Genomic DNA, 12658 nt, shown 5'->3' with positions numbered 1-12658 from the left:
GGCACTTCTTGGTATTGCTGTTATGCAAACAGGAACTTCCCCCGTAGGAAGCTCCTGTCTTCATATCTGTCTCACCCCACCGGGTCACCCAATTCCAAGCAGCTTCTCCGCATTGCCATAGAAGATGTCGTCAAGCTCCTCAGCATTCAAACCGCAGTCGTCCGCCGCGTGTATGACCGCCCGCAAGGATTCGAGGCCAAGCAGTACCGGATGTGCCATCTGTGCCTTGTCCCAGCTGCAGAACTCCGGGGCCATTAGCCATACGAACCCGTCCCCCACCGTAACAGACTTCCCCCGAATATGGGAATCAGGGAAATCACTTCCCCACATCAGCTTGCTTGGACCGAAATAACGCAGGACGACCTTCATCGCCTCCGGCTCGCATACGGCTGACGTGTCAAAGTATACATTATCCAGGCCCCTCAGAGCGCTGATCCCGGGCTCTGCATGAAAGGCATGGAAACATCTCGCGGTATGAGCCAAAATGAGCTTCATATCCGGGTATTTGGTGCAGATTTCACGAATTTCCCGGATATTGTCCGGATCGGCGACGGCTTTATCCTTGACCAGGTGAAGCATGACCACGTACTTGCGTTCATTGGCGATTTCCCACATCCAATCTGGACAGAAGCCCGAAATGGACGATTGCATAACCGGCTTTTCTTTACTAAAAATCGGGTACGGCTTAAAACCGGCGATTTGAGGGCAATCCAGGTAGGTCCTGATCCGTTCCGGCTCATCGTCGGGCGTTATCATGACAAGTCCCCTGCAGGAGGTTTCATTCGCCAACTGGTTGACGATATATTCATTTGCACTGCGCATATCCATCAGGGGTGCCGGTGTAGGAAAAAACATTCCGCCGCGCAGCAGACGGTCCGTGAATAATCCTCCCACATGCTCCCTCCAAGCTTGAATGGATGCCTCCTGTGGACCCTCGTACAAATAACCGCTCTCATCGGCTAGATTCAGATGTGTGAGGTTGTAGACATGCGCATGGATATCGAAAATTCGCCGGGGTAGTGGGGGCAGGTAAGCCCCCAGCTCCTGCGCCATTTGCTTGTCATACTCATTCATCTTCCAATGCTGATTAACACATTCATTTAAATCCGGCGTATTCGGCAGCTTACACATTGCTTACTGCTAACAGCTCTGCCAGTTCAATTCTGCGAATTTTGAGCCGGGTCAGGCAGGTGCCGTCTTCCGGTTCTCCCGCACAATAGCCAAGCAGCAGCACATCTCCCGTAAAATGAATGGCCGTATAGCAGCAGCCCCCGCGGTCCTCTTCACGCTCCACCGCGAAAAAGCGTTCCCATGTCTTCCCCTCATCAGGGCTGAAAGCCCCAACTAGCGGTGTTCGTCCCCATGAATGTCTCTCCAGCTTGCGGGTCTGATATTGCGGCACCGGATTCCATACTGCCATCAGCTCGCCATTTTGCGGGATTCGCTTCATGGAGAGTGGAGATAAGGGGGAAGTGAAGGGAGAAGGCGCGGGGGTCGTCCATGTTTCGCCCCCGTCCCACGAGAACATCTCGTACTGCCTACCCATATCGGTTCTGCTCCAGGACCAGAGCACACCATTCGTCAGCTCTACGACACCAGGCTCATGCAGGCCGCTTGCCGATCTGAAACCTGGAATCGCTCCAGAAGTGGCCGCCTGACGCCAAGTGGCCCCATCGTCATCGGACAGGAAGAAATACACAGTGCCTTTCATATCTAACGAGGCCCAGTCATTCGTTCCCTCGCCGATCATCTTATGATACGATGTGGGATTGATCAGCCTGCCGCTGGAGAGCCGGATAATCCGGTCATTGTGCGTATCGTAGTTGCCGGGGCCTGTTACGCAGCAAACCGGCTCTCCCCAGGTACGGCCTTCGTCAGTTGAACGCCGCAGATGCAAGCGCTGATCATGCCAGCCTTTGCGGATTAGATAGAATAATCCGGCATCTCCGTTAGCCATCCGGAGCAGGGACACACTCATGACATTGATCGCTTCGTGCTCCCCAGGCGTGGCAATAATCTCATCGTCACTCCATGTAGCTCCTTGGTCGGACGAAAATCTCGTGGCGATGCAAGCTTCAGCGTTATCATCCGGCGAGTCTCCGGTAAAACGGCTGTAAACGAATAAGATCCGGCCATCCGTCAAATCCAGGAACGCGCCCTCGCTGTTGCGCGGGTTACCAGCCCCCGGACGCAAATCCAATACGACTTTGCCTAATTGCTCCATTGATGATCTCTCCCTTTTTTAACCTTTTTTAATCATATAGATTTAATAAGTTGTTATCCCTTAACTTGTTAACCCTTAATAGAACCTGTCAGTACGCCCTTAACGAAATGTTTCTGCAGAAAAGGATACACGCACAGAATCGGCACTGTAGTCACAATGATCGCTGCAGACTTCAGACTCTGAGCTGTTGGTCTATCCGACATGCTGACAACCGTCTGTCTCTGCAATTCCTCCGAAGTTAGGGAGAGCACGATTTGCCTGAGAAACAGCTGCAAGGGCCGCAGATGAATATCGTTGATATAAATCGCCGCATCAAACCAGGCGTTCCAATGCCCGACGGCATAGAACAGGCCGATGGTGGCGATGGTCGGCATGCTGAGCGGAATGACGATCCGCAGCAGAATAGCGAGTGGAGAAGCGCCGTCGATCGTTGCGGATTCCTCTAACCCATCCGGCAGCTGCATGAAAAAATTGCGCATAATTATTAGGTTCCATGCACTGATTAATCCGGGCAGGATCATTACCCAGAACGAGTCGATCAGATGCAGGCTTTTCATCAGCAGATAGTTGGGAATAAGTCCTCCCCCGATCAGCATCGTGATCAGCACCAGCAGCATCAGGCCTTTACGGCCAGGCAGCTCGCGGCGAGATAAGCCATAGGCCATCATAGCTGTAAAGATCAGGTTGAACAGGGTACCCACGATGACCCGCAAGATTGTAATGCCGTAGGCGTTATAGATGAGGGAGCCCTTGCCCAGCAGCGCCTCATAGGCGGCAAGGTTGAGCTGCCTCGGAATCAGGATAAAGTTACCCCGCTGAATCAGCTCGCTTTCGCTGACCAGCGAGGAGGAGAGCATAATAACGAACGGCAGCACAAAGGAGAGGGAGATCAGCGTAAGCAGCGTATAATTGCTTATTTGAAATAAGCTGTCTCCCAATGAGCGACGATATGGTTTCATGTGCGTATCCCCCTTTTACCAGATGCCGTCTTGTTCCAGTTTTTTGGCTCCATAGTTGGCCCCCAGCAGCAGTACGAAGGCAATGACTGCTTTGAACAATCCGACCGCCGCTGCAAAGGAATACTGCAGTTCGACAAGTCCCTTCCTGTACACATACGTATCGATAATATCGGCAACCTTGTAGACAGATGGTGAATACAACAGGAAAATTTGTTCAAAGCCTGCTTCAAGCAGTCCGCCTATAGAAAGAATAAACAGGATGACGATAATAAACAAAATGCCTGGCAGCGTAATATGCCATATTTGTCTGAAACGGCCGGCCCCATCGACAACTGCGGCTTCATACAGCTGCGGGTCAATCCCGGCGATAGCCGCCAAATAAATGATGGTCCCCCAGCCGACCTCTTTCCATACGCCGGATGCTACCAGGACGGAACGGAAGTAGCTTGCGTCTCCCAAGAAGAACACCGGCTCCAGCCCCAGCTTCTGCAGCACGACATTCACGATACCGCCGTCCGTGGTCAGCAGTGTAGTCAGCAGACCGGCTAGGACGACCATGGAGATGAAGTGCGGCAAATAGGAGATCGTTTGTACAAACCGCTGGAAAAACTTCTTCCGCACTTCATTCAGCAGCAGCGCCAGCAGGATGGGAGCGGGGAAGCCGAACAGCATCCGGTACAGGCTGATCATCACCGTGTTTTTCATAATATCCCAGAAATAATAGGACTGGACGAAATTGCGGAAATGCTTCAGCCCGACCCATTCGCTAGCGAAAATACCGGTAAACCCGTCAAACGGCGATACATCCTTGAAAGCGATAACAATTCCGTAAAGCGGAACATAATGAAAGAGCAGAAAATAAACAAGACCAGGGGCAATCAGGGCATAATAGAGCTTATTTCTTTTGATCAGCTTAAAAGACTTTCGTCTGGTTATGGGTACATTCAAGTAGAGGGTCTCCCTTCCTATCCCGACTTCTTACTTACCCGCCATCGCCTTGTTGTACTGGTCGGTGTATACTTCAATCCATTTATCCAAGCCGGCTGCATACAGCTCCTGAATAAATTTATCATATTCGCTCATCGCTCTCGCTCCCATGATGAACTTGGTAATTTCCTCGCTGATCATCCGGTTAATGTCTTCCTGATTGGGCAGCTTATTCGATATTTCCGTATGATCGTACAGGTAATCCACATCGACCGTAAACGGCTTCTTGACTCCCCAGTCCAATTTTTCCCCGTATTTGCCCATGTAATCGAACTCCGGTTTGCCGGCAGGATCATTAGGCAGGAAGCCTACGGTCTGCACATACGTATTGCCTGTAAGGAATTCGCCAACGTAATCCTCGTTTATTCTTTCCACAATATGCTTGCCTTCGTCCACATATCTCCAATGCTTATCTTTGACGCCATAAAAGGACAAGAGGAAATGGTCAATATTGGAGTTCAGCCAATCCAAATATTTCATGGTCGCCTCAGGATTTGGAGCCTTCTTGTTGATCACATAACCCCATGTGCTTTGCCCGGAGCTTGTGGGTACGTCTCCTTGCGGGCCTTTTAAATCGGCAGCCACCTCATACCTGGCTTCAGGTACGATTTTTTGCAGCTCATACTGGACATTGGTCACCGTTGTAAAATGAATGGATGCTGCAGCGACCCGGTTCTTTTTGATCAATTCCCGGTATCTTTCCGTATTTAATGTAAAAGTTTCTTTATAAATATAGCCCTTCTTATACCAGTCAGCCATTTTGGCCACGAATTCCCGGTACCCCGGATGCAGCTCAGGGGGTTTGATTGTACCATCCTTATCGAGCCAGTTTCCGTAACCAACATCCATAAAGCCGGCGGCCAGCGCCAAATTCAGGCCTGTCATATTGGTGATAAGCGGTATGGTCTGTCCCGAACCTGCCGGGTCTTTCTCTTTGAACTCTTTCAGAACATGCTCGAATTCATCGAATGTTTTCGGCAGTTGTAAATCTAATTTTTCCAGCCAATCTGCCCTGAATAAATTTGCTTTCAGAACGACCGGCCCAGGTCCGATCGGGATCGCCCAAATATTGCCGTCCTTATCCGTCACGGCCTTCCAGGAATCTTCCCATTCCTTAGGCCAAGCCTTCTTTAAGTTTTGTCCGTACTTATCAAGCAGCTCGTTCAGCGGCTGAATCGCCCCTTTATCCTTGAAGGCTTTGTAGTCGCCCATGAAAATATCCAGCTTCTCATTGGAAGCAAGCAGCAGGTTCAGCTTCTCGCCTTCCTGGGATTTCGGAGGGATAATGGGAACGATTTCAAAACCGGATTGCCGAATGATTTCCTGCCGGACTGCCTCATAGTCTTCCTGTTTGCTTAACGTCGAAGCATGATTCAGATTGCCTGAATTGGCGTATACATAAACTTTCTCTGCTTCACCCGGTTTCGTTGTGCCAGACCCGTCTTTAGCATCCGTTGTCTCCGGCTTGCCTGATGTCCCTGTAGATGAGCAAGCAGCAAGTGCCGCAACCATCAGTACACTTAGTGAAATGAGCATGACATTTTTAATGCTGCTTTTGAACATCTTCTTACTGAAAATGCTAAGCATCGATTGACCTCCCTGTTTGAAATTTCAATTCCGGCGCCGGAAATGTTCAGTCAGCTGCTGTTCCAGTAACTGATACCTCCAGCTTATCGCGGAACAGGATATATCAAAAGGATAATGTTTTGTTTTCGGGTAAATATCAATTTTTTCGTGATGTTTAGCAAAAAGTGCTATAAAAGTTTGGCTGCTAAAGCAGGCGAATTGAGGGCCGATAGAGGGCTGATAGAAGAGAAAAGAAGGCCAAAGAAGGCCAAAGAAGGCTATTGAGCGGACTCCAACAGCTGCTTCAGCTTGGATTCTGTAGTCGAGTCCGGGGAGGGCGTATAAATGCTCAAGCGCAAATCGTCTTTGCCGTGAACCTGCAGAGAGGTGAGATGGAACAGCATCTTGCCTGCTTTGGCATGGCGGAATTCGAGCAATACATCGGGGGCCGTGCTGACCTCGCTCTGCTGCCACAGCGTTTTAAAGTCGGGATGAATATTTTGCATTTCCTCCAGAAAGGTATCATACCAGCTGTCTTCCACGTATTGACCATAATAAGCGCGGAATATGGCCAGATACGCTCTGACGAATTGTCCCCAGTTGACAGCCAGCCGCTGAAACTCCTTGCGGATAAACAACAGGCGGATCATATTCCGCTGCTCGGGCGGGATTTGTTCGAAATCGAGAAACACTTGGGAGGCCGCCTGATTCCAGCCGACAATTTGGCAGCGCCGGTCTGATATCAGGGTAGGACAGTGTCTCAGCTCCAGCAAAATTCTTTGTAATGGAGGGCTGATCTTCGGCAGCTCTTCTGCGTGAATCAGGCCACTCCCCGCCCCAGTTTCCTGTGCCAAGGCATAGAGGTATTTGCGCTCGTCAACTGACATTTGCAAAGCTGTAGATATACAATCGAGTACGGATGCCGATACTTTAATATCGCGGCCTTGCTCTAGCCAGGTATACCAGGTAGCGCTGACTCCGGCTAATTGTGCGACTTCTTCTCTTCTTAAACCAGGAGTTCTTCGGCGGGTGCCTGCGGGCAAGCCTACAGACTGCGGTTGCACTTTGGCCCGTTGTGCCTTTAAAAAGGTCGATAAAGCTTGAAGTCTCGTTTGATGATTCATCCATTTTCCCACCTTATTGTGTGAGTTATTATGGTAGTAATTATACTATAATAAACTACAACTTGTAATAGGATAAATAAAGTGACAAGATAACCTCATAAGAAATTTAATTTAGCGGAGGTACAAGATGGAAAAGGTCGTTATTACTGGAATGGGCGTAATGTCGCCGCTTGGAAATGATGTAGACACATTTTGGAGCCGTTTGATTCGGGGGGAATCGGGGATTTCACACATCAACACCTTCGATATCGCTAAACATAAAACAAAAATAGGCGGTATAGTTCGGGATTTCGATGCTGAGGGACATTTCGGCCGTAAAGAAGCGCGGCGCATGGATCGTTTCAGCCAGTTTGCTTTGGCTGCCGCTGAGCAGGCTTTAGCAGATTCCGGACTGTCCCTTGAGGATATGGACCGGGAACGCCTCGGCGTTTACGTCGGATCAGGAATCGGAGGGCTCCAGACGCTGCTTGAACAGGCGGCTTTACTGCGTGACCGTGGTCCTGATAGGGTGAGCCCGTCTCTAGTTCCTATGATGATAGCCAATATGGCCGCGGCGATGATCAGTATTAAATTCGGAGCGTTAGGCCCAACGCTTTCGCCGGTAACTGCGTGTTCAATAGGAAACACAGCGATAGGTGAAGCCTTCCGGCTAATACGCTATGGCGGCGCCGATGTTATTATTGCCGGGGGCGCGGAAGCGGCTATTACAGATATTTCACTTGCCAGCTTCGGCAATGCGACAGCTTTATCGACCCGCAATGACGAGCCGGTGAGGGCAAGCAGACCTTTTGATGCAGGTAGAGATGGATTCGTTATGGGAGAAGGGGCAGGCATTGTCATTGTCGAGTCTCTATCGCATGCATTACGTAGAAATGCAAGAATATATGCAGAAGTAATCGGGTATGGAGCCAGCTCAGATGCTTATCATATGGTAGCCACGCATCCAGAAGGCATTGGCGCTTATCAGGCCATGAAATCGGCGCTGCTTGAAGCAGATATTCGCCCTGAAGAGGTGGACGTTATTAGCGCACATGCTACCAGCACGGAAGTAGGGGACAAGTCGGAGACGATAGCTATCAAAAAGCTTTTTGGAGAAGACGCTTATCGAATTCCTGTCACTGCGAACAAGTCGATGACCGGACATATGCTGGGTGCGGCAGGTGGTGTGGAAGCTATCGCATTAGTGAAAAGCTTGAATGAAGGCATCATTCCACCAACTATAAATCAAGAAGAGAAAGACCCTGTATGTGATTTGGATTACGTTCCGAACAAAGCACGTTCAGCCAATCTGCAAATAGGCATGTCGAATTCCTTTGGTTTCGGGGGACACAATGCAGTGATTGTTCTTAGAACCTATAAGGGACCGGGTTCTGTTTCATTGTCCCAATTTCCCACTTCTTAACCCAAATTGGGACAAATAAGGGCTGTCATGTCCGCATTTTTTAGACATAATAGAAAGATTTAATCACTTTATAGTGTTAAAGTCTTAAAGTATTAAAACGATAAGACGTGGAATTGGGCATTAGTTGGTACTATTATCTTACTTTGGTAGCCGGCCTCCGCCGAATGAGCGTGTACTCCACTTAACGATGATTTTCATCGTTAAAACAAGTGTTTCAGGTCAATCCGTCACGTTAACGATGTTTTTCATCGTTAAAAGAGGACGGATGGCCTCTCAGGAGGGTTAAAAGGGATTTTAACGATGTTTTTCAGTTACTACTCAGGTAGGCTAAAAGGAAAATTGTCCGCGAAAAGCAGAAGTCAAAGAGGAAAGAAGAGGAAGTTTTTGTTTAAGGAGCGTCGAAATAAACCCACGTAGGGTAGCAAATTGTTCCCCGCCTTGGATGGTGCGAAACGTGCCTGAAATTTTTTGTTTGACCTTGGCCATGCGTATATCGCGCTCAGCTTGATTATTATCAAAGGGAACTTCGGCATCTCGAAGAAAGCGGAGGATGGCCGCTTTGTAGATTTGCATGCGATGCCCTAGATTCGCAGCTTTGCTTTTGCATTTACGTCCCTTTGGCCCGGTTTTTTCAGGCACTGGATCTTGAGCCCATTCAAGCGCTCCTTGTCGTAGCCACTCATCATAGCTATGCTCGATTTCAGCAATGACTTCGTCAGCAAGCGGGACACCGGCGGCCCGGGCGGCTTTAACGCGTATCCAGCTTTGGCTCAGTAACTCTTTCATGCCCTGCGCCCATACGTGCTTGTCATGCTCAACAATTCCTTTGCACTCGCGCATAAAATGGACATTGCATAAGACGTGGATAAACGTGAATTCCTTTCTAAAATACGCTGAGTAACAGTCATGTACGACTTTTCCCTGATACGAGGGCAAGATGCCTAATTCCTGCTCCACAGTCAGGCCTCCGCGCTTTTTAAAAACCCCCATTAAGGTCCAGCTAGCATCAGAGGCACTTTGCATCCAGTGTCGTTTTCCCTCCAGGCGGATTCCCGTTTCATCCCGATGGATGATCGGCTGGCTGCGTAGGCACTCCCGGATGATCGGAAGAATGTTAGTGCTCACCGCCTGCGTCATTTGCGAAACCTGCGCGAGCAGCGTCGCCTGACTGGGGCAACGACCAGTGAGGTCAGCAAAAAGCCGTCCAATGCGTTCCAAAGGCAGCAACTGGTAGACATTCAAATACGTTGTCCAGGCAGCAAAGCTATCTCCATACTGGACAGGGGCATTCACACCAACAGGAAAAGAGGCCCGCTGCCTGCTTTGGCAGGCGGGGCAGCGCTTGACTTGTGAGAGGTGCTCCGTCACAACCAGACGGGGGAGCGGCAGTTCGAAAACCTGACGTTTTTCTAACCTTAAAACAGGGACCGTATCTAACCCGGCTTTGCAGTGGGAACAGCTCGAAAGGGTGTGTGTCACCACTTCGTCGGGCGCTAGGCTGAACTCCAACGTATGTCCCTCATGGCCCAGCGGTGCCCCCTTTTTGCCTCCGGGAACGCGAAGATTGGTAGGCTTACGCGCACCATCGCTTGAAGGGGGCTTACTGCTATTGTTACTATTTTGGCCAAGTTGTCTTTCCAACTCATGTACGCGATGCTGGAGCCGTTTGATTTGTTTATTCTGTGTTTCAATGGTTTTAGCTTGCGATTCGACCAACTCGCTTAATTGGTCTACTCTCGTGAGTAACGTTTGGATGAATGCGGCAATTTCAGAATCTCCTTTACTGATTTGTAGCACCTGTTCCGGGGTAAATTGCATCGCATTCATGCCTCCTTGTAGATTTGTTGATTAACTTATTTCACATGACGTACCCTGAATCCTTTTATTTCACCAAAAATATCTTTAAGGTACCTAAGTAGTAACTGTTTTTCATCGTTAAAGTAAGGATGTGGAGAGGAGCTGATGCTTTTAACGATGAAAAACATCGTTAAAGTAGCAAATCCTTCTCGGCTGCGCTAAGAGAAAAACCCTTGCTGGCTGTCCGTTTGAGCGTGGTGTTCGTGCGATTGTAGCTGAGAAGTGGGAAGGGGTGTGGGCGGAAGAGCGGCAGCGTCCGCCTTTAAAGATTTGTTCCTACCACCTCATTTATTCCACTCAAAGGGAACAAATCTTTAACAGCGCCTGGAGCCCACAGCCATTCCCACCGTAACGCACCAAAGCCACGAACACGCTTATCAAAGGACGCCACAAGGCTTTTTTCTTAGAACAAGCCTCATTTCGGGGGGAATAGCTGACCTCATGTCCACGTCCTGCCTCGTTCAAACTGCTGCAATAGAGCTTCCAAAGTACGAGCAACAGCATGAGCAACAGCATGAGCAACAGCATGAGCAACAGCATGAGCAACGGCCCGAGCAACAACAAGAGCAGCGACACAAGCAAAAAACTGCAAATATGCATCTTTTTGGGCCTTTTCTAATCCGATAAAAGGAATTGATGCAAATATACAGGAAAATTCGTCTTCCTATCCTTTTTTGGAAGTAAAAGTTCATAATTCCTGCACAATTGCAGGAATTCTTGGCTTTAACCCGATTTTGAGCGAAAAATAATGCACTTCTGCATTATTTCAGCAGGTTTTGATGCGTTCAAGCCCAAAAAGGGCCGAACAGCAATAATTACTTTGCCGTCCAGCCCTCTTTTACAAATCCTAAACTTATTTCAGAAACGATTTATTTAATTTATTTCAGGATCGCCTGAATGTCCTCTTGGCTAAGCGCTGAATTATAAAGCCGCAAATCGTCAATGGCTCCCTTATAATAATGATGCTCGCCTGCACCAATCAGCAGAGGAAGGTCATTAGACAAGTTGAAGTCATTCTCGCCCAGATCGGACTTCTCCGACACAAGCTCGCCGTTGATGTATAACCGCAATACATTCTGCTCGCGCACAGCTGCAATATGGGTCCACTCTGTTCCGATATCATCGTCATTGGACACACATTTGCCTGCTTCAAAGGAGAATACCTTGCCGACATTCTCGTCCGGTTCAGCAGAAGCACGGCCATGGCAGGTGGAAGTCCCTGAATACAACAGCCCGTTATAGGTGGCAAAGCAAGGGATGCGGCACCATGTTTCAATATCGTAGACATCCCAGTCCTTGTTATCGACCAGCTGCGCCATCTCTTTCCAATTATAAATGCCGTCATAGCGGAATACTTGTGATTTCGGAATTACGCCTGCATACAGCTTGCCATTGTAGACCATCAGGTCATTCACTTCATTAATTTTATAATCGGAATCAATGCCTGTTTCACCAAGATCTTCCCAGTCTTCTCCGCCCAGATAGCGAATAATTTTGCCGTCCGGCCATGTGCCTACCAACAGCTCGCCGCGATGCACATGGATTTTGTGAAGCTGATTTTGCATCAGTGGCTGTTGGCTGATCCGTTTCCAGGTACGTCCGCCTTCATACAACCATACATCGCTGTGGGTACAGCCATACAATCTGTCGCGCCATACGGTCATGGAATCAAGGCGATCATCATGTCCGCCTACGCCGATTTGACCGCAAAATTCCCACTTGCCTTTGCCGTCATAGCTGAAGCATTGTCCGCGATCGTCGCCTGTATAGATTTTGCCTTGATAGGAAGCCAGGCTGATCGTCGTCTGCCCTTTGCCGAACATGCCGCAATCTTCCCACTCATTGTCTTTCACATAGCGGAACAATCGGGTCGGTCCACACAGCGCTGCGTACATTTTGGTCCAGTCCCACACACCCGTACCCACATACAACTCTCCATCATGGACAATCATGGCCTGTACAGAACGTGTGCGCGGATCTTTACCTACCCGGCCCACATCGGTCCAGCGTCCTTCTCCTTCGTAACGGTACACCTTGCAAGCATCCTCATTCGTTAAAGCATCAGCCATGCTCGCGTACAGTTGACCTTTATATACAACTAGCCCCGCAATCAGCGTATTATCTTCACGTGGCTTTCCGCAATCTATGAATTTTCCTTCTACCGCATTGTCAATTCCAAATAGAACAGTTCTTGAATCACTTACAGAGCTGTATCCGGAGCTGTTGCCTCCTACGGTTAGATGGAAGCCTTTTCTTAAGTGTTCGTCAAATTTACTGATCAGATCGCCTGAAGGATGCGCATGCTTTTCTTGCTTGACCCATGCAGCAAAACTGAAATCCCCATCTGCAAAATGAAAATCTTCATGATCGCGTACTTTGATCACACTGCTCGTTCCATTAAAATAAGCGGCTCCATTCGCACGCCCGTCCACACCTTCTACAAACTGAACATTGTGCAGATCGCCGTTGTGCTTGCCGCCTGCATCCTGACTATTACCATCAAATGACCAATGAGCTACTAACATAAGTGTATACGCCT

At 49.0% G+C, this 12658-nt stretch carries 9 protein-coding genes; 1 reads left to right on the top strand and 8 read right to left on the bottom strand.

The window, feature by feature from the left end:
- Window positions 1–84: 84 nt before the first annotated feature.
- The 6 genes from J2Z66_RS08210 to J2Z66_RS08185 all read right to left on the bottom strand — a co-directional run bounded on the left by J2Z66_RS08210 (window position 85) and on the right by J2Z66_RS08185 (window position 6860).
- Window positions 85–1131, bottom strand: a complete 1047-nt coding sequence (locus J2Z66_RS08210) for an amidohydrolase family protein (RefSeq protein WP_209970908.1) — start codon at window positions 1129–1131, stop codon at window positions 85–87.
- The gene (locus J2Z66_RS08205; protein ID WP_209970907.1) at window positions 1124–2224 is read right to left on the bottom strand and encodes a sialidase family protein; all 1101 of its coding nucleotides are present in this window, start codon (window positions 2222–2224) and stop codon (window positions 1124–1126) included. Before J2Z66_RS08205 ends, J2Z66_RS08210 begins: the two co-directional genes overlap by 8 nt.
- 68 nt (window positions 2225–2292) lie before the next feature.
- The gene (locus tag J2Z66_RS08200; protein ID WP_209970906.1) at window positions 2293–3183 is read right to left on the bottom strand and encodes a carbohydrate ABC transporter permease; all 891 of its coding nucleotides are present in this window, start codon (window positions 3181–3183) and stop codon (window positions 2293–2295) included.
- Window positions 3184–3198: 15 nt separating this feature from the next.
- A complete protein-coding gene (locus J2Z66_RS08195) occupies window positions 3199–4131 on the bottom strand; it encodes an ABC transporter permease (protein WP_245375393.1) in 933 nt (310 codons plus the stop codon).
- A gap of 30 nt (window positions 4132–4161) precedes the next feature.
- Window positions 4162–5757, bottom strand: a complete 1596-nt coding sequence (locus J2Z66_RS08190; RefSeq protein WP_209970905.1) for an extracellular solute-binding protein — start codon at window positions 5755–5757, stop codon at window positions 4162–4164.
- 257 nt (window positions 5758–6014) lie between these two features.
- Window positions 6015–6860, bottom strand: a complete 846-nt coding sequence (locus tag J2Z66_RS08185) for a helix-turn-helix transcriptional regulator (protein WP_209970904.1) — start codon at window positions 6858–6860, stop codon at window positions 6015–6017.
- A gap of 127 nt (window positions 6861–6987) precedes the next feature.
- Here J2Z66_RS08185 and fabF point away from each other — a divergent pair, with 127 nt between their 5' ends.
- On the top strand, window positions 6988–8262 hold the full coding sequence (fabF, locus tag J2Z66_RS08180) for a beta-ketoacyl-ACP synthase II (protein ID WP_209970903.1): 1275 nt from the start codon (window positions 6988–6990) through the stop codon (window positions 8260–8262).
- Between the two features lie 327 nt (window positions 8263–8589).
- Here the strand turns inward: fabF and tnpC are convergent, their stop codons facing one another.
- Window positions 8590–10089: an IS66 family transposase gene (gene tnpC, locus J2Z66_RS08175; RefSeq protein WP_209970902.1), complete on the bottom strand. Its 1500-nt coding sequence runs from the start codon at window positions 10087–10089 to the stop codon at window positions 8590–8592.
- Between the two features lie 908 nt (window positions 10090–10997).
- Entirely contained in the window at window positions 10998–12644 is a 1647-nt protein-coding gene (locus J2Z66_RS08170) for a LamG domain-containing protein (RefSeq protein ID WP_209970901.1), read from the bottom strand.
- Window positions 12645–12658 lie beyond the last annotated feature (14 nt).

The organism is Paenibacillus eucommiae (genome assembly GCF_017874215.1).
GTDB lineage: Bacteria > Bacillota > Bacilli > Paenibacillales > NBRC-103111 > Paenibacillus_AI > Paenibacillus_AI eucommiae.
Note: the sequence above shows the minus strand (reverse complement) of the source record. Positions and strands in the feature narration are given on the sequence as shown.